General features: G+C 61.2%; 22 protein-coding genes and 1 pseudogene. 16 read left to right on the top strand and 7 right to left on the bottom strand.

The annotated features are described in order from the left end of the window. Positions 1 to 272 (bottom strand): porin (locus P3T16_RS33735; RefSeq protein WP_429345510.1); only part of this gene is annotated, 272 nt, incomplete at its 3' end. 544 nt (positions 273 to 816) lie between these two features. Then, positions 817 to 1,740, bottom strand: a complete 924-nt coding sequence (locus tag P3T16_RS33730; RefSeq protein WP_429345509.1) for a LysR family transcriptional regulator — start codon at positions 1,738 to 1,740, stop codon at positions 817 to 819. Between the two features lie 282 nt (positions 1,741 to 2,022). Here P3T16_RS33730 and P3T16_RS33725 point away from each other — a divergent pair, with 282 nt between their 5' ends. After that, on the top strand, positions 2,023 to 4,974 hold the full coding sequence (locus tag P3T16_RS33725) for an autotransporter outer membrane beta-barrel domain-containing protein (RefSeq protein ID WP_429345508.1): 2,952 nt from the start codon (positions 2,023 to 2,025) through the stop codon (positions 4,972 to 4,974). Between the two features lie 158 nt (positions 4,975 to 5,132). On the opposite strand, the gene P3T16_RS33720 is transcribed toward P3T16_RS33725, so the two are convergent. After that, entirely contained in the window at positions 5,133 to 5,915 is a 783-nt protein-coding gene (locus tag P3T16_RS33720; RefSeq protein ID WP_429345507.1) for an SDR family oxidoreductase, read from the bottom strand. A 46-nt stretch (positions 5,916 to 5,961) separates the two neighbouring features. Further along, a complete protein-coding gene (locus P3T16_RS33715; protein ID WP_429345506.1) occupies positions 5,962 to 7,812 on the bottom strand; it encodes an acyl-CoA dehydrogenase in 1,851 nt (616 codons plus the stop codon). Between the two features lie 377 nt (positions 7,813 to 8,189). Between P3T16_RS33715 and P3T16_RS33710 the strand changes: the two genes are divergently transcribed. The 9 genes from P3T16_RS33710 to P3T16_RS33670 all read left to right on the top strand — a co-directional run bounded on the left by P3T16_RS33710 (position 8,190) and on the right by P3T16_RS33670 (position 17,608). Then, complete coding sequence (locus tag P3T16_RS33710) at positions 8,190 to 9,098, top strand: LysR family transcriptional regulator (protein ID WP_429345512.1); 909 nt, start codon at positions 8,190 to 8,192, stop codon at positions 9,096 to 9,098. A gap of 214 nt (positions 9,099 to 9,312) precedes the next feature. Beyond that, positions 9,313 to 9,747: a MarR family winged helix-turn-helix transcriptional regulator gene (locus P3T16_RS33705; RefSeq protein WP_429345505.1), complete on the top strand. Its 435-nt coding sequence runs from the start codon at positions 9,313 to 9,315 to the stop codon at positions 9,745 to 9,747. 130 nt (positions 9,748 to 9,877) lie between these two features. After that, a complete protein-coding gene (locus P3T16_RS33700) occupies positions 9,878 to 11,383 on the top strand; it encodes an efflux transporter outer membrane subunit (RefSeq protein ID WP_429345511.1) in 1,506 nt (501 codons plus the stop codon). Positions 11,384 to 11,448: 65 nt separating this feature from the next. Further along, positions 11,449 to 12,609 carry an HlyD family efflux transporter periplasmic adaptor subunit gene (locus tag P3T16_RS33695; RefSeq protein ID WP_429345504.1) on the top strand — a complete coding sequence of 387 codons (1,161 nt, stop codon included), beginning with the start codon at positions 11,449 to 11,451 and terminating at the stop codon, positions 12,607 to 12,609. Positions 12,610 to 12,685: 76 nt separating this feature from the next. Beyond that, positions 12,686 to 14,242, top strand: a complete 1,557-nt coding sequence (locus P3T16_RS33690) for a DHA2 family efflux MFS transporter permease subunit (RefSeq protein ID WP_429260671.1) — start codon at positions 12,686 to 12,688, stop codon at positions 14,240 to 14,242. Between the two features lie 1,214 nt (positions 14,243 to 15,456). Beyond that, positions 15,457 to 15,654: a hypothetical protein gene (locus tag P3T16_RS33685; RefSeq protein ID WP_429260672.1), complete on the top strand. Its 198-nt coding sequence runs from the start codon at positions 15,457 to 15,459 to the stop codon at positions 15,652 to 15,654. Positions 15,655 to 15,949: 295 nt separating this feature from the next. After that, positions 15,950 to 16,522 carry a TIGR01841 family phasin gene (gene phaP / locus P3T16_RS33680; protein ID WP_429260673.1) on the top strand — a complete coding sequence of 191 codons (573 nt, stop codon included), beginning with the start codon at positions 15,950 to 15,952 and terminating at the stop codon, positions 16,520 to 16,522. A 155-nt stretch (positions 16,523 to 16,677) separates the two neighbouring features. Then, the gene (gene phbB / locus P3T16_RS33675) at positions 16,678 to 17,421 is read left to right on the top strand and encodes an acetoacetyl-CoA reductase (RefSeq protein ID WP_429345503.1); all 744 of its coding nucleotides are present in this window, start codon (positions 16,678 to 16,680) and stop codon (positions 17,419 to 17,421) included. A gap of 28 nt (positions 17,422 to 17,449) precedes the next feature. Further along, on the top strand, positions 17,450 to 17,608 hold the full coding sequence (locus P3T16_RS33670) for a hypothetical protein (protein WP_429345502.1): 159 nt from the start codon (positions 17,450 to 17,452) through the stop codon (positions 17,606 to 17,608). Positions 17,609 to 17,789: 181 nt separating this feature from the next. Here P3T16_RS33670 and P3T16_RS33665 read toward each other — a convergent pair whose 3' ends face one another. Further along, positions 17,790 to 18,728, bottom strand: a complete 939-nt coding sequence (locus tag P3T16_RS33665; RefSeq protein ID WP_429345501.1) for a LysR family transcriptional regulator — start codon at positions 18,726 to 18,728, stop codon at positions 17,790 to 17,792. Positions 18,729 to 18,859: 131 nt separating this feature from the next. Here P3T16_RS33665 and P3T16_RS33660 point away from each other — a divergent pair, with 131 nt between their 5' ends. The 5 genes from P3T16_RS33660 (at position 18,860) to P3T16_RS33640 (ending at position 22,268) form a co-directional block, all read left to right on the top strand. Beyond that, positions 18,860 to 19,738, top strand: a complete 879-nt coding sequence (locus P3T16_RS33660; protein ID WP_429345500.1) for a class I SAM-dependent methyltransferase — start codon at positions 18,860 to 18,862, stop codon at positions 19,736 to 19,738. Then, positions 19,738 to 20,568, top strand: coding sequence for an MFS transporter (locus P3T16_RS33655; protein WP_429345499.1), 831 nt, complete (start codon positions 19,738 to 19,740; stop codon positions 20,566 to 20,568). Before P3T16_RS33660 ends, P3T16_RS33655 begins: the two co-directional genes overlap by 1 nt. Before the next feature lie 49 nt (positions 20,569 to 20,617). Then, positions 20,618 to 21,121, top strand: coding sequence for a hypothetical protein (locus P3T16_RS33650; protein ID WP_429345498.1), 504 nt, complete (start codon positions 20,618 to 20,620; stop codon positions 21,119 to 21,121). A gap of 54 nt (positions 21,122 to 21,175) precedes the next feature. Beyond that, positions 21,176 to 21,319, top strand: a complete 144-nt coding sequence (locus tag P3T16_RS33645; RefSeq protein WP_429345497.1) for a hypothetical protein — start codon at positions 21,176 to 21,178, stop codon at positions 21,317 to 21,319. Between the two features lie 487 nt (positions 21,320 to 21,806). Continuing rightward, positions 21,807 to 22,268, top strand: coding sequence for a CHRD domain-containing protein (locus P3T16_RS33640; protein ID WP_429345496.1), 462 nt, complete (start codon positions 21,807 to 21,809; stop codon positions 22,266 to 22,268). 44 nt (positions 22,269 to 22,312) lie between these two features. Here P3T16_RS33640 and P3T16_RS33635 read toward each other — a convergent pair whose 3' ends face one another. Together P3T16_RS33635 and P3T16_RS33630 are read right to left on the bottom strand one after the other, a co-directional pair. Beyond that, positions 22,313 to 23,005 (bottom strand): cytochrome b/b6 domain-containing protein, encoded by a 693-nt coding sequence (locus P3T16_RS33635; RefSeq protein ID WP_429345495.1) that lies wholly within the window; start codon positions 23,003 to 23,005, stop codon positions 22,313 to 22,315. Between the two features lie 28 nt (positions 23,006 to 23,033). Then, positions 23,034 to 23,162, bottom strand: a pseudogene (locus P3T16_RS33630) (TIGR00366 family protein); the annotation flags it as partial. Between the two features lie 275 nt (positions 23,163 to 23,437). Here P3T16_RS33630 and P3T16_RS33625 point away from each other — a divergent pair. Further along, a complete protein-coding gene (locus tag P3T16_RS33625) occupies positions 23,438 to 23,863 on the top strand; it encodes a VOC family protein (protein ID WP_429345494.1) in 426 nt (141 codons plus the stop codon). Positions 23,864 to 24,118: the final 255 nt, after the last annotated feature.

Raw genomic sequence — 24,118 nt, 5'->3', positions numbered from 1 at the left:
GCAAACAGGGTGCCGTTGTTGAGGTTGAAGCCGGTCTCGACGTCGAACTGCGCCTTAAGCCCGCCGCCCAGATCTTCATCGCCCTTCAGGCCAAAGAGCGAGCCGGTCGAGCCACCGCTTCGTTCGGCCCAAGTGTGTTTTCCGCCATTGTCGAGGTACTGGACGAACGTGTCGGCCACACCGTACAACGTCACACTCGAATCGGCCGCCGCGGCACCGCCGGCGACGAGAACCAGCGTGGCTCCGCAAATACCCTGACTGATCAAACGCATGCATGTCTCCTCTTTTTATGTCCGCCTGCAGCGGATCAGGTAGAAAGCGGTGCTGCAAGGCAACCGCTGTCTCCAACTTCAGCCCGCACCACACGGCACGCCGGAATTTCCGGAACGGCAGCGCGTTGGCTGTTACTTTCGCCCCATTGCATCAATGCAAATAGAATGATCGTGCTAATTTGAAGGCAGGCGATTCAAAACACTAGTGCATTGTTTTCATGGGAAGCTTGCAGGGCGCGCATGAAAGCGCACAGGCGGGTGTGTCCCGTCGAATCTTCGCAGTCCAGGGGGATCCACATTCAGTTGATCCGGCCGGTTGCAGCAGGCAAAGCCTGTCGAACGGAGGAGGGCGCGAGCAGTCCAGCGCCAGCCGGCTGGAAAGCTCGACGACAACTGTGAGGGATGGAGAAAGCGGTCTGAGATGACCTGGCCTGCCGACCTGGCTCTGACGTCGCCCTTGCTTTGCGCGGGCGTTCAGCACGCGAGGCTATCAGCGCATACCGGCGTCAACCACGATCAGCGAGCGATGGAAGGTCACGCACTCTCATGTGGTCCGCTGAGCCAGATTGGCGTCGTTCAAGACCTGCTCTGCAAGCGAGAGGGCAACTTCACCGGCAGGGGACATCGTGCGGTCGGCGAGCACCACCAGGGCGATCTCGAGTCCAATACGAGGAGCGTCCTTCACATGCACGGGCACGAGTGTCCGCGCCGCGAGTTCCTTGCGGACAGACGATGCCGTAGCAAACAGCAGTGCGTCGGTCTGCTCAACGAACGACTTCAGGACACGCACGTCGTTGCACTCCAGCTGCACCGAAATCTTCTCGTGAGAGCGGATTTTCAGAAGCCGATGCACCGCGCTTTGCATGAACGGCGGCAGCGGTACCGAAACAAGTGGGAATTCGCGTAACGCGCTGGCGGACGCCGGGCCGCGGGCAATCAGCGGGTGACCGGAGCGGGCGAACCACGCACCTTCATGACGCCGAAGCGGGCGCACGGAGAGCGCCGGATTGTCAGGAAGGACGCGCCGGTCCAGCACAAGGAAGTCGACCTCTTCTGCCAGCAGCATGTCGATCATCGGCTGCGCATGATTGAGTTCGAGTTTTACTTCGACGTTCGGATGACGTTGCGAAAACTCGACCAGCATCTCCGGCAGCAAAACCATGGCCGGATAGGGACCAAGGCCAATCCGCACTTCGCCGGCTTCGTGGGTTTTCAGTAGTTCCGCGTCCCGCACCAGACAATTCGCTTCAAACAAGACGCGACGCGCTCGTTCGACGATCCTTTTGCCCGCCTGCGTAATCGTGACGCCCCGTGCTGCGCGATCGAACAGACGCAGACCAAGCTCCGCCTCGATTGCCTGGATGCTCCGGCTGAGCGCCGGCTGGCTCAGATGCACGCGATCGGCAGCCCGCGCGAAACTACCCGCTTCGGCGAGCGCAACGACATGGCTCAGACGGCGGACAGTCATATCATGCACGGCGCGCAACCTCTCTGTAAAAACAATGCATTTGTGTTATCCGCAAGTTTAGACTGAAACTGGCGAAACATGAACGTGCCGGGCAAGACAATGCGTGCGGAGCCGCGTAACGGAGCGTTCGCCCACGAGGTTGCCGATTTGCATAACCGCGATGTGTGCACTACGCTAGCCCGTATCGCCTGACGAATCTCCACTCCCGACGCCCAAAGCGGTGGCATCCGGAGCAAGCGAACACAACAGGACCCCAATGAGTCGGTCCGATCTGGAGGAGGCATGCGCCGTACGCGCCCGCCGTTCGCATTGACACCTCTGTCGCAGGCGCTCCCGGTCGCGCTCGGTCTCGCGCTTCTTGTCCGCTTTGCACCCGCTGTTGCAGGCTGCGACAACACCGCGCCCCTGTCGGGACAGACCGCCACCTGCACGCCGGCCGCGCCCAATCCCACAACGACGCAGGTGCGCGCCGTGACCGACAGTACGAATGTCACCATCAACATTCAACCCAACGCCGAACTGGACATATCAAGCGGCAACGCACTCGTCGTATGGGACCGCAGCGCGATAGTCAATCTCGGCACGGTACGCGTCACTGGCGACTCGTTCGACGGCTTCTCCGTCGGCGACGCCGTCTCAGGCCACGACACGCTAACGAACCGCGGCCTGATCAGCACGAACGGCAACCTTTCGGAAGGCATGTTCAACGAGGGCGTCGCCGTCACGATGCTCAACGACACGGGCGGCGTCATCCAGACGAACGGCACCAATTCCGCCGCGATGCTCGATTTTGCCAGCGCGGGCGGAGGCTCGCTGACCAACAACGGCACGATCACCACCACCGCCGACGGCTCGCCGGGCATGAGCGTGCAGACCATCAACGACACCGTCGTCAATAACGGCACCATCACGACGACCGGCAGCGCTTCGCACGGCCTGCTTGCGAACGGCGGACAGGTCGGCGGAAGCGGTAATAACACGCTGACCAACAATGGCACGATCAACGTATCGGGTGCCAATGCGCACGGCATCGAGTCGCTCGATACGGCACCGGGCATCATCACGAACACCGGTTCGATCACTGCGCGCGGACCGGGTGGCCTCGGCGCATTCATCGCGGGCAGGGTGACGTTCAACAATGCAGCGGGCGCGAGCATCGTAAGCCAGCAGGCGAATGCAGTAGATGGGAACGGTGGCGGTACGTTCAACAACGCCGGCACGATTTCAGGCCATAACATTGCCATTTCCCTGATCGGCGGCGACGCGACCATCAACAACAGCGGCACGCTTCTCGGCGGCACCACGGAGGCGATTGCTTCGAACGACGCATCCAGCATCACCATCAACAATACCGGCAACATTGCCGGCGGCGGTGGCCGGGCCATCTTCCTCGACCGCGGTAACGACACATTCAACTGGAGCGGCGGCACGATCACCGGCTTTGTCCGGCTCGATCTCGGCAACGACACCGCGACGCTGACCGGGCTCACCGATACCAATCTTGCCGGCGTGCCGTCGTTCGACGGCGGGCCGGGCACCGATGTCCTGACGTTCAACGGCACGCAGGCCAGCGGCCTCTCCCGCTTCATCAACTGGGAGACCATCAACGTCACGAACGGCAGCCAGCTCACGCTCGACAACAACGGCCTGACGCTCGGCGATAGCGGCACGCTGACCGGCACGCTCAATATCGATTCGACCAGCACCCTGTTCGCGGGCGGCCTGGGGGATCCAGCGATCATGCCGGCGGTCACTGGACAGCTTGTCACCGTCAACAACGCGGGCACGATCGATCTGACCAACGGCGGCTCCAGCACGAGCGATGCACTGGTGGTGAACGGCAACTACGTTGGGCTCAACGGCCGGCTGCTGGTGCAAAGCGTGCTCGGCGCAGACGGCTCGCCCAGCGACAGGCTGGTGATCGTGCAAGGCACGGGCTCGGGCAGTACGTCGATCGGCGTGACCAACGTCGGCGGAACGGGCGGCGCAACGGTGACGGACGGCATCATGGTCGTGCAGGCGACGAACGGCGCAACGACGACCGCAAGCGCGTTTTCGCTGCCGAGGCCGCTGATGGCTGGCGCCTACACGTACTACCTGTTCAAGGGCGGTGTGAGTGCTGGAACGGCCGACAACTGGTACTTGCGTTCGAGCGTTGCTCCGGTCCCAACGTCAACGCCAACGCCGACACCGACACCGACACCGACACTCATCGGCCCCGTCGCCGCGGCCGGCACGCCGCCATTGCCGCCGCCGCCCGCCGGTTCCGACCCAACGCCGCTCTACCGGATGGAAGTGCCGGTGTATGCCGAAGTACCGGTCCTCGCGCGCGAACTCAACATCGCGCAAATCGGCACATTTCACGACCGGCAAGGCGAGCAATCGCTCCTGAGCGAGACTGGCGCGCTGCCGGCTGCATGGGCCCGCATATGGGGAGAGCATGCGACCCAGCGCAACAGCGGCGCCGTCAATCCAGAATTCAGCGGTGCGATGGGAGGCGTCCAGGTCGGCCACGACGTGTACGCCGACACGAGCCCGAGCGGCCATCGCAATCACTATGGCTTCTTTGTCGGCTTCGCCCGGGCGACGGGCGATGTCAGCGGATTCGCACTCGGCTTTCCCGACTTCGCGGCCGGCCATCTCTCGATCAACGCGTACAGCGTCGGCGGCTACTGGACGCACATCGGTCCCGGCGGCTGGTACACCGATGCCGTGCTGATGGGCAGTTCGCTCACGATCGATCCATCATCGAATGAGGGTGTCAAGACGAGCACACATGGCCATGCAGAGGCGGCCTCGCTCGAAGCCGGCTTGCCGATTCCGCTCGCCGCCAATCTCAGCGTCGAGCCACAGGCGCAACTGATCTGGCAGCACGTTTCAGTGAACGACCTCGACGATGGCATATCGACCGTGTCGTTTCATGGCGCGAGCGGTCTGATCGGACGTCTCGGCGTACGGCTGCTGGGGCACTTCGAAGGCGCGGGCACGGTGTGGCAGCCGTATCTGCGCGCCAATCTCTGGCGATACTTTGGCGGAACCGACAGCGCGACCTTCGCAGCGACCACCGTGATCCCCACCAGCGTCGCGGCGACGGCGGCCCAGTTCGGTCTGGGCGTGGTCGCGCGCGTGAGCAGGCGCGGCAGCGTGTTCACGACCGCGGGCTACACGACGAACGTGAACGGGGCCCATCGCAGCATCGTGGGCGGCGATGTCGGCGTGCGTTGGAGCTGGTGATTCGGCACGGGATGTCACATCTCGTCCGAGGAGCCATCTGGAAAGTCTTCCGCCTCGCAAACCGACACTCGCGACCGACACCTTGGGTGGCTACCTCGTCTGGAAGTGCTCGCCGATCCGTAGCGGCCAGCATCATCTTTCCGTTTTCACGGCCCCGTTCACACGGCGCTGGCGCCACCATCAATTGCCAGCACCTGGCCGGTAATATGCTTGCCGGCTTCGCTCGCGAACAGCAGCGCGGCGCCCTTGAGGTCCTCGTCGTCGCCGAGGCGCCGTAGGGGAACGCCGGCGCTCATCGCTTCCGCACCCAGCCTCGCGATCGACCCCTGGGTCATCTTCGACGGGAAGAATCCCGGTGCCAACGCATTGACCGTGATGTTGTGCTCCCCCCATTCCCCTGCAAGCGTGCGTGTGAAGTTGATTACCGCTCCCTTGGATGTGTTGTATGCGATGGTCTTCATCGTGCCCGGCGGATTGCCCGAGAGGCCGGCAATCGATGCCACGTTGACGACACGACCGTAGCGGCGCGGGATCATCGACAGTTTGCCGATGCGCTGCGTAAGCAGGAACAGCCCGCGGATATTCAGGTTCATGACCTTGTCCCAGGCATCCGTCGGGTAGTCTTCCGCCGGTGCGCCCCAGGTTGCGCCAGCGTTGTTCACCAGGATGTCGACGTGGCCGAGGCGGTCAAGCGCCTTGTCCGCGAGATCGGCGATGTCCGCCTCGCGCGAGCCGTCCGCGGCGATCCAGTCCACTGTTATGCCGCGCGCTTGCAGATGGATCTGGGCGGACTGCAACTCATCGGCCTTACGCGCCGACAGCACGATCCGCGCTCCCTGCTCGCCGAGCGCCTCGGCAATCTGGAGGCCGAGGCCCCGTGAGCCACCGGTAACGAGGGCCGTCTTGCCGGTCAGGTCGAACAACTGTTGAATTGTGCGCATGCTGTCTTCGTTCTTTCTGTCGATGTCGTGTGTCTGGAAGAGGCGCCTAGAACCACGCGTCCTGCATATCCAGTGTGGTGCGGTCCAGCGAGGCCAGCAGGTCCAGTTGCGGCCCGGTCTTCGGCAATTCCCACCGGAAGAAATAGTCGGTTGCGGCCAGCTTGCCCCGGTAGAAGTCCATTTCGGCGCCCGTGGCTCCCGTCAGTGCCGCCCGCGCCACCAGCGCCTGCTCCAGCCAGATCCACGCGACGACGATATGACCGAACGCTTCCAGGTAGACCGTGGCGTTGGCGAGCGCCAGGCTCGGGTCGCCGCCGGACCACAGGATCCGGGTGACTTCCGTCAGACGCTTCATCACGGAAGCCAGCGCTTGTGCGTGGCCGTCCAGGGCGGCATCGCCGGATCTGGCGGCATGTGCGATGCTCGCCTGCACGCGTTCGGCGAATAGCCGCAACGCAGCGCCGTCCTTCACGACGACCTTGCGGCCCAGCAGGTCAAGCCCCTGGATGCCGTGCGTGCCTTCGTGGATCGGATTGAGACGGTTGTCGCGATAGAACTGCTCGACGTTGTACTCGCGTGTGTACCCGTAGCCGCCGTGGACCTGGATCGCGAGATTGTTGGCTTCCAGACACCACTGCGACGGCCAGCTCTTCGCCACCGGCGTGAGCAGATCGAGCAGCAGCGTCATCCGTTCCAGTTCGGCGGGATCGGCGATTGCGCGCGCCTCATCGACCAGTTGCGCGCAATACAGGTTCAGCGCGAGGCCACCCTCGACATAGCTCTTCTGCGCAAGCAGCATGCGGCGGATGTCTGTATGTTCGACGAGCGGCACCTGCGGCGAGGCCGGATCCTTGCCGCCAGCTCCCACAGGTCGCCCTTGCGGGCGATTGCGAGCATAGTCAAGCGCATGCAGGTAGCCGGTATAGCCGAGCATGGTCGCACCGAGGCCAACGCCAATGCGCGCCTCGTTCATCATGTGGAACATGCAGGCGAGACCCTGATGCGGTTCCCCCACCAGATAGCCGATCGCGCCGGCTTTGCCGCCCGGTGTGTACTTCGTGCCCTCGCCGAAATTCAGCAGGCAGTTGGTCGTGCCGCGGTAGCCCATCTTGTGGTTCAGGCCGGCCAGCACGACGTCATTGTGCTCACCCAGCGAGCCGTCCGGGTTGACCAGATACTTCGGCACGATGAAAAGCGAGATGCCCTTCACCCCGGGAATCAGTTTGCCATCCGGTCCGGGGATCTTGGCGAGCACCAGATGCACGATGTTGTCGGCGAGTTCGTGTTCGCCGCCGGAGATCCACATCTTGTTGCCGCGCAGCCGGTATTGCGGCCCGAGCGGCGAGTCGCCCTCAGGGTCGGCCCGGGTGACGATATCGGACAGCGACGAGCCCCCCTGCGGCTCGGACAGGCACATGGTGCCGAAGAAACGGCCCTGCAACTCCGGCAGCACAAACGTGTCGATCTGAGCCAAGGTCCCGTGTGCAAGCAGCAGATTGGCATTGCCGATGGTGAGGAACGGATAAGCGCTCGTGGCAACGTTCGCGCCCTTGAACCACGCGAAACCTGCCTTCTCCACGACAAGGGGAAGCTGCATCCCGCCCAGCGCGTAGTCCTGGCCGGCTGCCATCAAGCCGGCGTCGCAAAAGGCCTTCAACGCCGTTTTGACCTCAGGGATAACCGCAACGGTTTCGCCGTCGAAGTGCGGCTCCTGCTGGTCGCTCTTCTTGTTGTGCGGGGCGAACAGATCGGTCGCGATCTTCTCGCAGGTATCGAGCGCGGCGTCGAAGGTTTCGCGCGAGTGATCGGTGTAGCGCGCGATACGCGTCAGCTGCTCGACCTTGAGCCATTCGTACAGCACGAAATTCAGGTCACGGCGGGACAGTATCAACGACATGGTGTGTCTTCGCAGAATGGACAATAGGAAGCCGCTGTCGCGCGTGTGCGACTGGCTGGAGCAGGGCGGCCGCGCCGCGAGCTGATGCGACCGTTTCCGGGAAGCATACATAAAATAGAACGAACGTGCTATTAGACTTTGTCCCGAGAAGGCGATGATTTCACGTAGCTTTCCTGCGGGCCGCCCGCTGGGCACCGAGATGCACGGCAGCCATATCCGGCGGAGCCACGGCGTCATAGACTGCTGTCTGTTATCGGCTCAACAGTTGCCTATCTTCTGAAATACCGGGGAGACAAGGTCCGCAACTGGAACATCCGGTGGCCCTGAAAGCGGCATTCCGTCCATCCTTTGTTCCCATTGATCGAAGAGATCTCACCATGGAATATGTCGAAAGCCTGCGCGTTTTCCGGTCGGTGGTCGAATTGAAGAGTTTCACCCGAGCGGCGGATATTCATGGACTGGCCCGGCCAGCGGTGTCGCGGGCGATAGCGGGGCTGGAAGAGCGCATGGGATGCCGGCTGTTAAACCGCACCACTCGACAGGTCTCACTCACCGAAGCCGCGGAACGATTCTACGAAGGCTGCGTGCGCATCCTGGATGATCTGGATGCACTCGAAGCGGATGTAGCAAACCAGACACGGGAAGCGGGCGGCGTCTTGCGCCTTGTCGCCCATACGACGGCGACGGTAAGCCGGCTGGTTCCCTTGATCGCCGGATTCAAGCGGGCCCATCCGAAGGTCACGCTCGACGTGACGCTGACGGAGCGGCCCGTCGACCTGGTCGCCGACGGGTACGACCTTGGCATCATTGTTCCGTACATGCTGACGAGCGAAACGACGGTCGTGCGTCTGCTCGAGCGCATTCCGGTTGTCATCGTCGCGACGCCACAGTATCTGAAGGCGTCGTCAACGCCAGGACATCCATCGGAACTGGCCAATCATCTTTTTGTACCGATTTCGCCATCCATTCGTCGCCCCAGCATCGGCTTCCGGATTGACGAGAACGAGCTGAGCGTTCCGCTTCATTTCGATGTTTCGTCGAACAGCCCCGCCTTCAACCTGGAAATGGTGCTGCAGGGATTCGGAATCGGTGTCGTGCCCGTAGCCCTTGTAGAGGACGAATTGGCCTCGGGAAAACTCGTGCGCCTGTTCACCGGTTTGCAGCTTGTCGACGACAGCATCGACATCCAGCTCGCATACAGCAATCGGACACTGCTGCCTGCCAAGGTGCGCGCGTTTATCGACTATGCGGCCGTCTTTTTCACGGCGCTGGCGACATCGCGCTAGTCCGGTAAAACGACCTGCGAAACGCGGCGGAAGCAAAGCTGCATAAGTCGCCACTTACGGTGGCGAGGCCGATCGGATCCGGACCACGTACGCGCCAGGTCGGCGCCCCAGACAGAACTCCCGATAGTCCTCGGGCAATTGGTGCGAGAAACGACAACAAACTGATAATCCGGCACGCATCGCTTCCCGATGGCCGTTGCATTAACGTGTGCATATGCACTCAACTGATCTTCAAGACGACGACTGTTTCGCCCTTCGTCAGGCCTCTCGACACATTTCGAAGCTTTACGAGCGTCATCTGTCCGAGGTCGGCATCACGCCCACGCAGTTCAGCATTCTCAGGGCGTTGTGTCGTTGTCCGAATCTGACTATGACTGAACTGGCCCAGGCGATGGTGATGGACAGAACGACTCTCGTTCGGGCGCTTCAACCCTTGCTCCGGCGTGGACTGGTGGTTGCTCCTGCCGAAGAGCAAAGCAATCGGCGACTGCGGGTCGTGCTCACGAGGAGAGGGGGCGCGAAGCTTGACGAAGCGGCCGCTCACTGGGCAGCTGCGCAGGCCAGTTTCGAACGTAACTTTGGGCAGCAACAGGCAGCTCATCTGCGAAGTGAACTGTTCCGCATGACGAGCGAACTGTCCGAAAGGTAACCACAAAGCAACAAACTGATTCACTTCCGTGCATCGATACGTGAACACCTGAACGCTATTGTGTGCATATGCACTATTAATCGTACGAAGACATGTTCCCCAGATGAGCCAAAGGAAAATCGAAACCATGATGAATCATCACCGACCCCAGTTGCGACCGGGCGCATGGGCGGCCTCGATAGCCGCAGCGGTAGCGGCGCTCGGCCTGGCCGGATGCGTCAACTACGGCGGCATCAGGAGCGACAAGCAGATCGCGCCTCCCGCGAAGTTCGAGACGAAGCAGAGTTTGCCCGCGGAGGGCGGACAGTGGCCAGCAATGGATTGGGCTAAACAATTCGGTGATCCACAACTGCCCACACTGATCGACGAGGCGTTACAGGGTAATCCGACGATCGACCAGGCACGCGCCCGCATCGAGAAAGCATCTTCATATGTCGGCAGCGCCAGGTCGACCCTCTATCCGAATGTAACGGGCAGTTATGCCTGGACGCGTCAGCTCTATACGGGCAATGGCATCGTTCCGCCGCCGTACGGCGGCACGTGGCAGAGCGAGAACACCGTGCTCGCCAGTGCTTCGTGGGACCTCGACCTGTGGGGCAAGAATCGGGAGCGGCTTCGTCAGGCCATCTCGCAGGAAAAGGTAGCCGACGCCGAAGCCGAGGAGGTGCGCATCTCCCTGGCCGCCTCAGTGGCAAGCACGTACAACCATCTTGCGCAGCTCTATGCGTTGCGTGATATCGAGGTTCGCGAAGTGAAGAATCGCGAGGATATCGGGCGAATCACGGATGGGCGGGTTGGGGCGGGGCTCGACACCAACGTGGAGCGGCAGACCGCATATGGCGAAACCGCAACGAGCCGCTCCAGCGTCAGCGACCTCGATGGACAGATCACGACCGTACGCTACCAGCTGGGTGCCCTGCTTGGTGAAGGACCGGACGGCGGCCTCAAGATCGCCAATCCATCGCTCGGAGAGGGTGCCAGCGTTGCGCTTCCCGACAACCTTCCCGCCGATCTGCTTTCGCGTCGCCCGGACATCGTTGCGGCCTTCTGGCAGGTAGATGCAGCAATCCACGATGTGAAGGAAGCGAAGGCTGAGTTCTTTCCGGACATCAACCTCTCCGCAGCGGCGGGACTGGACGCGTTTGGCTGGGGGCGCCTGCTGACGGCCGGAAGCCGTCAGATCCAGGCGGGATCAGCGATTCATCTTCCTATCTTTGATGCCGGTGCCTTGCGCTCCCAACTGAAGGGCCGCTATGCGGACTTCGATTACGACGTCGCGACGTACAACCAGACGTTGATCAACGCGTTATCCGATGTTGCCACGCAAGTCACGCAGATCCACTCAGCCGACCGTCAACTGGTCGATGCGCAGCAGGCACTGGATGCACAGACCAAGGCGTATCAACTCGCACTCGTTCGATACAAGGCGGGTTTGAACCAGCAACTGCAGGTGTTGAACGCGGACGATAACCGGCTGGCAGCCGAAACGGCCGTCGTCAACCTCGAGATGGACCGCCGCAGCATGCAGATCGGGCTGATCAAGGCACTAGGCGGTGGCTTCGATGCCTCGCACGCAGGCCTTGCCACTGCAGAGACACCGATTCCTGCGCCGTCCAACGGCACGACAACTCACTGAACGACCAGATCAGCCGTCAGGCGTAGCTGCAGGACGGCGTACCTCAAACCTTGTTGGAGCTATCGATGAATACCCCTCAGTCACCGTCGGTTAACGAGCCGACGAAGCAACCCGGAAAACGCAAAGCGCTGCTTGCGCTGCTTGTCGCTGCCCTTGCGACGGCGGGTGCTGCCTATGGCGCCTACTATTTCCTTGACGCCCGTTACCACGTGGATACCGACGACGCCTACGTCAACGGCAACGTCGTTCAAATCACGCCTCAGGTCACGGGCACCGTGATCGCAGTCAATGCGGACAACACGCAGGTCGTGAAGAAAGGCGAACCGGTTGTCCAGATCGATCCGGCCGATGCAAAGATCGCGCTGCAACAGGCGGAGGCCAATCTGGGGCAGACCGTGCGCCAGATACATGGTCTGTATGTCGACGATGACAAATATCGTGCGGGAATCGCGCAACGTCAGTCGGATCTTTCGAAGGCACAGGACGATCTGCAGCGCCGGCTTTCCACGGGCATGACAGGAGCGGTGTCGGATGAAGAAATCTCGCATGCACGCGACGCAGTCCGGTCAGCTCAGGCAGCGCTTGACGCTGCCCGGCAACAGCTCGGTGCCAATCGCGCGCTGACGGCCAATACGTCGGTCGCGAACCATCCGGATGTCCAGGCAAGCGCCGCCCACGTTCGCGACGCATACCTGGCTTATGCGCGCACGACGTTGCCGGCGCCGGTGACCGGGTATATCGCGCAGCGTACGGTCCAGGTCGGGCAGCGCGTGTCTCCAGGCGCACCGCTGATGTCCGTGGTGCCACTCGAACAGGTTTGGGTCGATGCGAACTTCAAGGAGTGGCAGCTTCGCCACATTCGGGTTGGACAACCTGTTGAGCTGACGGCCGACGTCTACGGGTCCTCCGTCGTCTATCACGGCAAGGTGGTGGGCTTTACGCCGGGCACCGGATCGGCACTGGCGCTGTTGCCTGCGCAGAACGCGACTGGTAACTGGATCAAGGTGGTGCAGCGGCTACCGGTGCGCATCGAGATCCCACCCGCGGAACTGGAAAAGCATCCGTTGCGCGTGGGTCTTTCAATGAACGTGGATGTCGACGTCAAGGACCCCAATGGCGCGCAGCTCGGTACAGGATCTCCCTCGACCTACAAGACTGACGTATTCGCAAAGTATGGCGACGATGCGGATGCTGCGATCGCGCACATCATTGCCGAAAACGAATGATCGTCCCCCACTGGTCAGGGGCATGTGAAACATGCGGTGCCCCTTTCGCCAGATACACAATCGCCGGATCTTCACCATGACCACCAACCATCCGAATCACCCCCCGCTTACGGGGGCGACACTCGCCTTGGGCTCGCTTAGCGTGGGCCTCGCGGGCTTCATGACAGTGCTGGACTCATCGATCGCCAACGTCGCTATTCCGACCATCTCGGGAAACCTCGGCGTATCGGTTGATGAAGGCACATGGGTTATCACTGTATTTGCCGCTGCGAATGCAATCGCGATCCCGTTGACCGGCTGGTTGACCCAGCGACTGGGTCAGGTTCGCCTGTTCGTCGGTTCGATCCTGCTGTTCGTATTTGCGTCGTGGTTGTGCGGCATTGCGCCAACGTTGCCGATCCTGCTTCTTGCACGGGTGCTGCAGGGAGCCGTGGCCGGACCGCTGATTCCGATGTCCCAGGCACTGCTGCTCAGTTCGTGGCCAAAGGCGAAATCCTCGCTGGCGCTCTCGCTATTCTCAATGATTGTGGTGACCGGGCCGATTGTGGGGCCGGCACTCGGCGGGTGGGTCACGGACAGCTACAGCTGGTCATGGATCTTCTATATCAACATCCCGGTCGGGCTGTTCGCTGCCGCGATGGTCTGGATTCTCTATCGCAAGCGCGATACACCGGCTAAAAAGCTGCCAATCGACGTAGTCGGGCTGCTGCTGCTGATCGTCTGGGTCGCGTCGCTTCAGGTGATGCTGGACAAGGGCAAGGATCTCGACTGGTTCTCGTCGAGCACGATCGTCGTTTTGACTATCGTTGCCGCAGTGGGCCTTGCGTTATTCATTGTCTGGGAGCTAACGGAAAAAAACCCTATCGTCGACCTTACCCTCTTCAAGCAGCGCAACTTCCTTGGAGGCACGGTTTCGATTGCTGTCGCGTATGGCATCTTTTTTGGAACGCTGGTGTTGCTTCCGCAGTGGATGCAGGAGTACCTGGGTTATCGGGCAGTTGATGCGGGGCTCGCGACGGCGCCGCTGGGCATTTTCGCAGTGATCGGCGCACCGATCATGGGTAAGATCCTGCCACGTTCCGACGCGCGCATCATCGGCACGTGTGCGTTCATCGGCTTTGCGATCGTCTACTACATGCGCTCGTATTTCTACACGGATCTCAGCGAAGGGTACATTATCCTGCCGACCTTGCTGCAGGGTATTCCGATGGCGCTGTTCTTCGCGCCGCTGACCGTGATCATCCTGTCTGGCCAACCGCCCGAAAAGGTGCCAGCCGCTGCCGGCCTGTCCACCTTCGGACGCATGTTTTTTGGCGGCATCGGCACGTCGCTGGCGGGCGTCGTGTGGAACAACCGAACGATCATGCACCATGAAATCCTGACGCAGCAGTCGAGTCCGACCAACCCGATGTTCAACGCGCAAATGAACAGCTATCACTCGGTGCTCGGCCTGGGCCAGCAAGCATCGTATGCGCTGTTCGATCATACAGTGCAGACGCAGGCCGCCATGTTAGGGCTGAACGACGTGTTCTATGGCGCAGCGATCATCATGATTATCATCATCCCGCTCATCTGGATCACGAGGCCTGGCAAGGCTGGCGGTTCGAGTGACGCGGCCGCAGGCGCCCACTGAAAGACGGGTGGGGCACCTACCGGAAACGACACGGTTGTCCCGGCCAGCTGGCGCAATTGTGTCGTGGTCGGAGGGCTGAATATTCCGCGCCCTGCGGAATTCGCCCTCCAGGCCTGTGAGCGGCGTTCAACCACGGATCTTCGCTCGACGCCATCACGTGCAGGTCGGCTGCACGGAACACACCCGGGCGGTGCCGGGCTAAACACGCAGGTAGCTCAATTGTCGTCAGATCTGCTCGGTAGATGCTCGTGCGGGACCGGCTCCGCTTCTGCGGCATCAGGAACGTCAATGGGAGTGCCCGGCACAGGTCCAGGAGCAGGCGACCCGGTGCCTGGCGTAACGCCGTGGACCGGGCGGTCCGGACGTCCTGGCGGGTGAATCGGTCGTGTGGTCGAGGTTGAGGGCATGATTTCCTCCTACGCTGACGTGACCAGCATCGACCATCATACCTCTATCGGAGACGCAGAACGTACCGCCCCCAGGGCCAGTATCCGACCACCTTCAGCGGAACCGCAGACATGCTGACATGGCCCGCGCGTGCGCGCCCGACCGATAGCGCGCGTTGCACCCGCTACGCACACGGGCGGCACGATCGATCTAGTGAAAGCCAGGAAAACGGTATGGCCCGTCGAACGTCCTTTCATAGGCTGGCCGTATCTATTGGGCCTTCTTGTGAGGGCCGGGATGCTCTGGTGATTTTGCCGATAGTAGAGAATTCTTCCATTCCTTAGCGACAGCGGCAGACGGTTATTGAGCCTTTGAGGTGATCGAAATTCGGGCAACGTAGCAAATTCACGCGCGCCAGTAATAAATATTTCGCAATATCGGAGTATGGATAACCGCCTCAAGAAAACGCTAACCTATAAATACAATCTTCAAATATAAATTAACCCTGCCAATTCAAAGATTGACGTGTAGGAAGGACCAGCCTGGGCCATGCCAGTCGTGCCTCCATTGGCGTCCGCACGGCATTGTGGGTTCAACGCGCTGCCACGCCACATGCAAAAAGCATTGAACAGACGAAACGACTGCGCCGATAAAAACATCCTACGTATTGCAATTGAAAATTGAGCGGTTATGATGACGTCTCCGTACCGTCGATTTCTCGAATGATCGCTTTACAGATGAGGCGCCGGGAATATTTGCCGGGCATTCGCCGCCAGAGAGCAGTAATTAATACTTCCAGTGCAGACAGACTAAATGGAGGAGACGATATGCTGAGTCCCCATGAATTCGCCACCTTAATGCTCATCAAGGACGCGCCGGATCAGATCGAACTGGGCCGCGCTGAGCTCGACACGCTGCTGGAGCGTAAGTTCATATCACTGGAAGACCTCACTTCAGGACGCCCACGTCCTCATGTCACAAGCAATGGCGATTTCATCCTCAAGGCGGTCGCCCGGATGCGCTAGATATTTGCGGCGTGCGCCACCCGGCCATGAACGAAGCCGCGGGGTTCGCTCGCCCTCATGTTCGACAAGAGCGCCACTGCATCACACGGCGAGCGCCTAAGCAGTCGTGAATCAGATGTCTCAGTTTGGCCTTAATTTGTAGTGCTTATTGGTGTAATGACAGTCCGAAGCCCTCGCGACGCATGCTGCCTGGCAGGCGTCCTTGTGCTTCGATTTATTCACTATCGCGATCCGTTGCGCTACACCCGTCCTATCGGGGTTTCGCGCGCCGGATCGAACCTTGAGGAATTTGACAATGGCTCTATCGAACCCCGAGCAAATCGCTGCCGCTCAGAAGGCCAGCCTCGAAGCGTTCTTCGGATTGACCGGCAAGGTCTTTGAAGGCGTCGAAAAACTGGCCGTGCTGAGCCTGCAGGTCGTCAGGTCCACGCTGGCGGAGGCGCAGGAGAGAATGACGAAGGCGCCCGGCACGACAGACCCGCAGCAGTGGTTCGCGCTGGAGGCAGGTTTCAGCGGGCCTTTCGCAGAAAAGTCGCTGTCGTACGGCCGGCAAGCGTTCGACATCGCATCGACAACGCAGGCTGAGGTCACACAACTCGCGCAGACGCAGTACGAGCGGTATAACGCCCGTGTGCAGGCATTCATCGAGGAAGCGGCAAAGAGCGCTCCAGCAGGTTCCGAAGTAGCGATCGCCGCGTGGCAGTCCGCGATCAGCGCCACCACGACGCTGTGCGAATCGCTGCAGAAGACAGGGCAACAGGCCGTGGAGATTGCCGGAACCAATCTTGATGCAGTGATGGCCACCACGTCCAAGGCCGCGCAACGCAATGCCGGGAACGAGCCCGTAGCCGCGATTGCGAAGCGATAAGGCTGCCGCGGGCAGCGATGCCCGCGGTGTCGCCTGCAGATCATATGAAGGATTTCTCATAGCTAACGGGGCCTGGCCTCCAATACTTCCAATTCTTGACTGAAGGCAGTGTTGCTCCAGATGAGCACGCGGCCAGCCTTTGTGAGGACGATTCAATGGCAAAGCAGATCGCGGTGGTGACGGGTGGAATGGGCGGACTTGGCGAAGCGATCAGCATCAAGCTGCATGACGCCGGCTATGCGGTCGTGGTCACTCATTCGCCGGGCAACACCGGTGCGAACGGGTGGCTCGCACGGATGGAAGCGCAGGGACGACAGTTCCGCGCGTACACGGTCGACGTCGCCGACTACGACTCGTGCGAAAGATGCGCGGCGCAAATCAAAGCTGAAGTCGGACCGGTCGACATCCTGATCAACAACGCTGGCATCACGCGCGACGCGAGCTTCAAGAAGCTGGACAAAGTCAACTGGGACGCGGTGATCCGCACCAATCTGGATTCTGTGTTCAACATGACGAAGCCGGTGTGCGACGGCATGGTCGAGCGCGGCTGGGGCCGGATTATCAACGTGTCGTCGATCATCGGCTCCAAGGGCGGGTTCGGTCAGACCAACTATGCAGCGGCGAAGGCTGGCATGCATGGTTTCACGAAATCGCTGGCGCTTGAGGTGGCGAAGAAGGGCGTCACCGTCAACACGATCTCGCCCGGCTATATCGCGACGAAGATGGTGATGGCAGTGCCAGAGGAAATCCGCGAGACGAAGATCATTCCGCAGATTCCGGTCGGTCGGCTCGGACAGCCCGACGAAGTCGCCGCACTCGTGCTGTATCTGTGCTCGCGCGAGGCGGGCTTCGTGACCGGAGCCAACATTGCGATCAACGGAGGGCAACACCTGCAGTGAACCGGAGAGATCAGCAATGGAGGTTCCGATGAGTGAAGCAGTGGCAATCGTCGTAGGTTCATTCGTGCTGGTGACGGCCGCAGCGTTCGTCGCCGCTCACTATCACCGGGAGCAAATGCGCCGAAAACTGCTCAGACGGCTGGATCACCATCACGACTGGCGGGACTGGAGCAGTGCCCGGCATTGAGCTTCTGCGCCCGTGGTATCAAGGGTGATCGCATCGATCGGTCGGTACAAGTCAACTAGCGGCCGCTCGCGAGGGAAAACGAGGGGCCTGTAAATTTCCCTGAGAGGAGGGGCCTTTGCCGGAATGACGTCCATATAAAGGAAAACCTCACCCTCGTTTCCGCAACCCGGCACGCCAACAGTCATCTTGTACCCGCGACTTTGCCATGGCCTGCCGGGCGGCTCTTCACATGATCGATGAAGGCGCGCAGCTTCGGCATGATCTGCCGGCGGCCTGGATAGTAGAGAAACACGCCCGGTATCACCGGCGCGAACGGCTCCAGCACGTGCACCAGTTTTCCCGCTCTCAACCCGTCAGCTGCCATCGGCTCAGGTAGCTGGGCAAGGCCTATGCCTTCGACTGCCGCGCCAAGCATGGTGGGAAAGTCGTTGGCGATGAAGGGCCCGGATACGGCGATCTCGATCGCGTGGCCGTTGTCGTTGAATGACCATAGCGCGAGCGCGCCGCGGGATCGCCGCCATCGCAAGCATGCGTGCTGGCGCAGATCGTCCGTGTGCCTGGGCGGGCTGCGCCCTGCGAAGTAGGCAGGACTGCCGACGACGATGAGACGAAACGGCGGCGTCAACGGTACCGCGACCATGTCGGCGTCGACGAACTGACCCAGCCGGATGCCGGCGTCGAACCCTTCCGCCGCAAGATCGATCAGCTCCTCGCTTGCGGCGATCTCGACCTCGACCTCGGGATAAGCCTGGCAGAAAGATGCAATCAGTGGTTCCAGCAGGATTGGCACCACCGCGCGCGGCACTGAAAGACGCAACAATCCGGCGGGCCGCTGGCCGAGTCCGCGCGCAACCTCACTAGCGGCGACAAGCTCCTCGAAGGCAGGCTTTGCGCGCGAAAGAAACCGTTCGCCAGCTTCGGTCAGGCCGACACTACGCGTGGTGCGTATGAAGAGCGCTGCGCCAATGCGCGCTTCAAGTACACGTACTGTCTGGCTGACGGCCGACGGCGTCACCCCGAGTTCCGCGGCTGCCCGGCGAAAACTGCGATGCTGGGCAACGCTCAGAAACACCTCCACGCCATCGAGCGCGCCCTGTCTGACTGTGAAGTTCTGCTTCATAGCCCGTCAACATTGTGATGAATAGTCGCTCGTGAGAGGCCATGGTACACCTACGCCTGCAGATGAGGCGTCATGCCGATGTCGATTCGCAAGCCCTGAACAATCCGCCAGAACCGTGGAGGAACCTTGCAATGACTGATGCACTTGATGGTGTGCGAGATCACTATCGCGCGACCGGCCTGGCCGACCGGCTGAAGATCGCACTCACGGTTCTTGGGCCGGAGGATCAGCGGCTCACACCGCAGCAACTGGGCGCCCTCGACCAGTTTCACACCCGTGGGCTTGCTGCCACCGCCGAGCTTGCCACACTGGCCGGGATCACCGCCGACATGTCGGTGCTGGACGTCGGTTCGGGCGTTGGCGGGCCGGCCCGTTTTCTGGCTGCAACCTGTGGCTGCCGGGTGACGGGTATCGACCTCAGCGAACCGTTCGTGGATGCCGCACGCTATCTCACCCGGCGCACCGGGCAGAGCGAACAGGTTTCGTTCCATACCGCCAGCGCGCTGGAACTTCCCTTCGACGGCAGCCGTTTCGACGCCGTATTGCTGCAGCACGTGGCGATGAACATCTCCGACCGCGCACGGCTTTACAGGGAGATCGAACGCGTGCTGAAGCCATGCGGCAGGTTTGCGACGTACGACGTCGTCCCCCAAGGGGACTTCCTTCGGGGCGCCCCAAACGGCAGCGAACCGTACTACCCCGTTCCCTGGGCGCGAACGCCGGCAACAAGCTTTCTCCTGACGGCCGACGCAACGCGCGAGGCGATCGAACAAGCAGGTTTCCGCACGCTGGCATGGCAAGACGACACCGAGGCCGCAAAAGCCTGGTTTACCCAACTGCGTGCGTCAGGGCCGCCGCCCTCACCAAATCTCGGCGTGGTGATGGGGCCGGACTTCGCAGAGCTTACCGCCAACCTGGCGCGAAATCTCCTGGAAGGCCGACTCGGCATTCTCACCGCGGTATTCGAGGCCGCATCCACGAAGACCCAAATTCACCTGGAGAACCGCTGATGAGCGCCGCCTCTGTTCCCGCTGGTATCGTCCCGCCGCGTCCCGTCTGGCGCAGCCTGCTTTGGCTCATCCCGTTGGCGGCGCTGTGGATTGTGTTGATCTACTGGATGCCGATTATCCCGACCAGCGGCGTGCCGACCACAGCCCATCAGCTGATGGCCCATGGGCTTATCGCGGTCGGTTTGTGGCTCGGCCTCGAACGAACCGACCTGACGCCGGGCCAACGCCGCGCGACCTGGCTGGCGGTCATGATCCCAGACACGCTTTGGTTCGCGCTCGCCTGGAGCGCAGCGATCAATGGCGTCTTTCTCACGGGCGCCTCACCCCTGCCGTTGTTGCCGTTGGCGATCTTCCTGCCGGTGATGATCGGCGCGCCGCTGTTGCTGTTGTCGAAGCGGGTGGGGCAGGTGCTCGATGCGATGCCGGCGAGCTGGCTTGTCGCTCTTCAGCTTTACCGGGTATTCGGCAGCTGGGCTCTCGCTGCCTGGCTGCATGGGGTGCTGCCCGGCGTGTTCGCGTTGCCGGCGGGAACTGGCGATGTGTTGACCGGCCTGTTCGCCGTGCCGGCGGCAATCGCTGTGGCGAGCGGTACAGCTCAAGGGCGGAAGGCGGCGATCGCCTGGAACATCTTCGGCCTCGCCGACTTCGCCGTCGCGATTACCCTCGGGATGATCACCTCGCCCGGCCGCTTCCAGTTGATCGTTCCGGGCGTGTCGAGCATCGGCGCCGGCGCTTATCCGGATGTGCTGACCCCTGCTTTCGTGGTGCCAGGCTCGATCCTGCTGCACGCGCTGTCGCTGCGCCAGCTGATCCGACGACGCGCCGGCTGATCTGCTTGCTGACCTTCAATGCGCCAGACAACACCTGACAGGAGGCAACATGTCACCGGAACTTCTCTTCCAGTTGCATCTCATTCTGGGCTATGTCGCCTGGCTGCTTTGCTTCCGCGTATACGTCTGGCCCAGGCTCAAGTCGATGGACCCATTCGAAGCGCAACGTGCCATCGCCACCTTGCACAGCTTCCGTTTCTTCGGGCTGGTCTTTATTCTGCCGGGCGTCGTCAGTCCCCATCTGCCTGCCAGCTTCGCCGTGTTCGCTGCATACGGTGACTTCGCAACGGGAGTTCTGGCGATGCTGGCGCTACTCACAGCACGAATACGCGCACTCTTCTGGTTGTTCGTCGTAGCCTTCAATCTTGTGGGAGCCACCGACCTCATCCTCGACTACTACCACGCTATCCAGTCCGATCTTCCTGCGCGTGCGGGAGAGCTGGGCGCTATGTACGCGATTCCGGTCATCTACGTGCCTGTGCTGATGATTACGCATGTTTCCGCCTTCTATCTGCTGCTGCGCCCTCAGCCCAGGGCGGCTCCGAGCTATTGATCTTTCCGTAAGTCATGGCATTACCAAAGCGTGGCCTGCTTCCAGCAGGCGGCGATGACCGAAGGACGTTTCTGCACGCTCTTGAACGTGTCGTGCGCGGCAGCGTTCAATTCGGTGGTGCTGTCCGGGCGGAATGCCGGGCGTCACGATATCGGCCAGCCCCGCACGGATCGTCAGCGCAGCCTGGAGGTCGTTTAGAGCCGTTCGGGACCGCTGGTCGGCCATAACCGCCGTTCGCGGGCACCCAAAGGCCTGGCGTTTCGACCGCCCACGCCCAAGGGCGAGGAGAGGCGGCTGCCGACTGTCACGGATCGGCGTAATCAAGCCGCCCAGGAAAGGTGTACGACCGACGCGTCGCTGATCGTCATCAGCCTGCGCGGTAACGTCTATCCGCGCGCACTGAGCATTGCCGCCGCGACGTTGCCGGCCAACGTTAACCTGGGTGGACTGTGCCGGCTCCGCGTGCTTTCCGAAGGCGTATTTTCAGGTTTCGGAGGGGTGGACGAAAGTGGCCAGGATCAGGCACTTCAAGGCCAGAGGCTTTCGGGACCCCACCTGGAGTTACCGGCGGCTTGCGTCTATCCTTGTCTCATCGCTTTGGCTGCCAGCGGCGCCGACGAGGTCTTCCGCACTCTTCGATAGTGGCTACCGCCCAGCAAGGGCAAACCCAAAAGGAGAAAACCAGATGTCACGATCCATCTCGCAGCGTGCCTTCATGGTGTTCGGTAGTCTGGCCCTGGCGGGTGCGCTGACGTTGGCGCAAGCGGCGCCGGTCTCATTTCAAGTGCCGTTGACGGGCGCCCAGCAGGTTCCGCCCGTGCAGACTCCAGGCAGCGGCAGCGCCAACCTCACGTACGACCCCAGCACGCGGGTCGTAACATGGAACATCAGCTTCAGCGGATTGTCGAGTCAGGGCACGATGGCGCATTTCCACGGGCCTGCCCCAGCCGGCAAAAACGCCGGCGTGAAGGTCTGGCTCTCTCAGAAGGGCAGCATGGAGATGACGAGCCCGATCAACGGTCAGGCCACGCTATCCCCGGACGACGCCAGGATGTTCGAAGCCGGTGACATGTACATCAACGTTCATTCCAAGAACAATCCGAATGGCGAGATCCGCGGCCAGGTGGTGCCGCCGAAGAGCAACTGACGCAACCACTAAAGCGGCACCTTTAGATCAGGTTCGCGGCAGGCTCAGAGATAGGCCGCGAGCAACATCACCATGGCAGCACCGACGCCGAGCGGCAGCAGCGCCAGCAGCGCTGGCATCTGCCGCGGCGCGTCGATGGACGAGGGCAGCAGCTTGTAGCCGGTTAGCATCGGACGCAGCAGGTTATGTCCCTTCGCTACTGCGTACAGAGCAATCACGAGCACGTGCAGCGCCACCGCGGCGAGCAGCACGTCCCAAACAAACCCGTGCAGTGTCGAAATAGCGTTGGCGAGCCACACGGGCACCACTTCGCTCAACGGCCCTTCGTCGGCAATGTCGTTGTTGACGTAGAGCCCGCTCAGCGTCTCGACCAGCAGCAACGCGAGCAGCAGCATGACCATCCAGCCGCCGGCCGCATTGTGCCCCACCTGCACATCCGGCTCGCGGCGAAACAGGTGACGCAAATGACGAAGTGCAGCCGCGGGCGACGCCACGAAACTGCGAAAGCGCGCGGTCTCACTGCCAAAGCAGCCCCACAGCAGCCTGGAAATAACCAGCGCGAGCAGCGTCTCGCCGACCCGGACGTGCCAGTCGATCCAGTTCAGCTTCAAGGTGACATAGGCCGCTGTGACCAGCACCACCACCAGCCAGTGAAACAGTCGCACCGGCGCGTCCCAGACCAGCACCGGGCGGCGGACAAGCTGTGTCGGTCGCGAGACGGGTTCGTGAGCATCCATGTGTCGTGTCTCCGTCCGCAAGCGGCTGGAAGAGATGCAGGCCCGGCCTGCACACCACGCCGGAGAATAACAACTCGGTGACGCAGTAGCCCATGATGTCCCGTATGCCAAGCCCCGCAATCGCGAGCGCCGGCAGCCAGAACCGTTGCGCCATATTACCGTCTCCATCCTGTCCTCGTCGGCGTCAGGAAGACCCTGCCGAACGTGCGTCATATTAAAGTTCTTAAAAATGACGCAGAACCTGGCGAGTTCGAACTGCAGCACGAGCACAGGGGCTGCCAGGGTGTAACCTTTAAAAGATGCGCAGGATGTCCGATTCATTCAAGACACATGTCAGCGCGATGTCTACTTTCGGTACGCATGAATCGAAGGCAGGCAATTGCTCCGCTGACTATGTTCGCGGGGCTGTCCGCTGCCTCAAGAGGAGCTCACATGCAAGAGTTCGAGCGTATCAAGATCCTGTTCGTTGCCGGATTTGGACCGATCGTCCGCGATAGAAGCGTGGGCCGAAACTTGTACGGCGAGATCCTCAATATCTCATTCACGGAGGAGCAGGGCGGCTATCTGCATACAGAGGCCCTGAAAGGCGTAGGGAGTTTTGCCTTGTGGCCGCTCGAGCAGGCGGCACAGTCCTGCTTTGGCAAAGATTCCTGGCCAGACAACACGCCCGTTCCCCAGGCATGGCTCGAATTTGATGTCGAGAACGTTGAAGACGCAACTGCGGAACTGGAATCGCGAGGCTATCGAATGCTCGTCAGGAACAAGAAGGAGCCATGGGGTCAAACAGTCACACGATTTCTTTCGCCGGAGGGATTGCTGGTCGGACTAACAATCACTCCGTGGATGCGGCGCTCATAAGCAACCGGAAGACAATCTGGACAGTGAGTTCATTTACAAAACACTCGTGCCGGTCATGCGAGCGGCGAAGGGACGGCGGCAAATCATAGCCGTGACGCATAACACCAATAACGCGGCCGAACTTCTGCAAACGTGAGAACTCTTATTAATTTTACATAATATAAATTATCGATGTTTTGTGTGTTACGGCAAAGCTGTAATGTCGTACCTGGGCAAAGCTGAAACGTCGCATGTCATGCTGGCTGACCTTTGACG

It is taken from the genome of Paraburkholderia sp. GAS42 (assembly GCF_050436565.1).
Taxonomy (GTDB): domain Bacteria; phylum Pseudomonadota; class Gammaproteobacteria; order Burkholderiales; family Burkholderiaceae; genus Paraburkholderia.
Note: the sequence above shows the minus strand (reverse complement) of the source record. Positions and strands in the feature narration are given on the sequence as shown.